1 protein-coding gene is annotated in these 1,383 nt (G+C 66.4%); it reads right to left on the bottom strand.

Translation table 11 applies throughout. The annotated features are described in order from the left end of the window. Positions 1-48: 48 nt before the first annotated feature. Positions 49-1,335, bottom strand: coding sequence for an IS256 family transposase (locus NBY69_RS37110; RefSeq protein ID WP_250306686.1), 1,287 nt, complete (start codon positions 1,333-1,335; stop codon positions 49-51). Between the last annotated feature and the right edge of the window lie 48 nt (positions 1,336-1,383).

Genomic DNA, 1,383 nt, shown 5'->3' with positions numbered 1-1,383 from the left:
CTTTCCCCCGGGTCTGTACAGCGAACGGTGGGACTCGGTTGATTGTTTCTATCGGCGTCCGGCGGTGAGCCGGCCGTCGAAGGTGATGTCGAAGGCTTGGAGTGCGGCTTTCCAGCGCATGGTCCAGCGCTTGCTTCCGGTGCCCTTGGGGTCCAGGCTCATCACCGCGAGGTAGACGCACTTCAGCGCGGCCTGTTCCGTGGGGAAGTGGCCGCGGGCCCTCACGGCCTTACGGATGCGGGCGTTGACGGACTCGATCGCGTTGGTGGTGCACACGATCTTCCGGATCTCCACGTCGAATTGGAGGAAGGGGACGAACTCCGCCCAGGCGCTCTCCCATAGCCGCACGATCGCCGGGTACTTCTTGCCCCAGGCTTCGCCGAACTCCAGGAAACGTTCCAGGGCGGCGTCCTCGGTCGGCGCGGTGTAGACGGGCTTGAGTGCCTTCGCGATCTTCTCCCAGTCCTGCCTGGCCGCGTAACGGAAGCTGTTCCGCAGCAGGTGAACTACACACGTTTGCACGATCGTCGCAGGCCAGACCGTGTTGACCGCGTCCGGCAGGCCGGTCAGTCCGTCACAGACCAGCATCAGCACATCACGGGCTCCGCGGTTCTTGATCTCGGTGAGGACCTGCAGCCAGTACTTCGCGCCCTCGCCGCCGTCGCCGACCCACAGGCCCAGAATGTCCCGATGCCCCTCCGCCGTCACGGCCAGGGCCATATAGACGGGCCGGTTGGCGACCTGCCCGTCCCTGACCTTCACGTTCACACAGTCGATGAACACGACCGGATACACGCTGTCCAAAGGCCGGTTCTGCCACTCGGCCATGCCGGCCATGACACTGTCGGTAATCGTCGAGATCGTGGTCTTGGAGACCTCCGTCCCGTAGACCTCGGCCAGATGGGCGGAGATCTCGCCGTGGGTGAGGCCCTTCGCGGACAGCGACAGGACCATCTCGTCCACGCCGCCCAGGCGCCGCTGACGCTTCTCGACCAGCTGCGGCTCGAACGTGCCCGCCCGGTCCCGCGGCACCGTGATCTCCACCGGGCCGACCTCGGTCGTCACGGTCTTGGACCGGTGACCGTTGCGGTAGTTGTCCCGGCCGCCCTCGACCCGTTCACCGGGCTCATGCCCGAGGTGGTCGGTCAGCTCGCCCTCCAGCGCGGACTCCAGCACCTTGCGCGTGAGCTCCGCCAGGAGGCCGCCCTCACCGGTCAGCTTCACTCCGCCGGCCTCGGCCCGGGCCACCAGCTCGGCAACCAGACCGTCATCCACAGCATCCAGCGCACCCACGGCGGCCTCCCCGGCCTCGATGCCACTCATCACGTCAGTCATCAACTGTCGCTTCCAGCTCGGGAGTTACACCACTCACCGTACAGACCC

The organism is Streptomyces sp. A 4/2, assembly GCF_940670765.1.
GTDB lineage: Bacteria > Actinomycetota > Actinomycetes > Streptomycetales > Streptomycetaceae > Streptomyces.
The sequence above is the reverse complement of the archived record's forward strand: the minus strand, read 5'-3'. Positions and strand labels throughout refer to the sequence as shown.

Excerpts from the sequence above, each read along its gene's own strand:
- NBY69_RS37110 (WP_250306686.1), bottom strand. The coding sequence starts at position 1,335 with ATGACTGACGTGATGAGTGGCATCGAGGCCGGGGAGGCCGCCGTGGGT.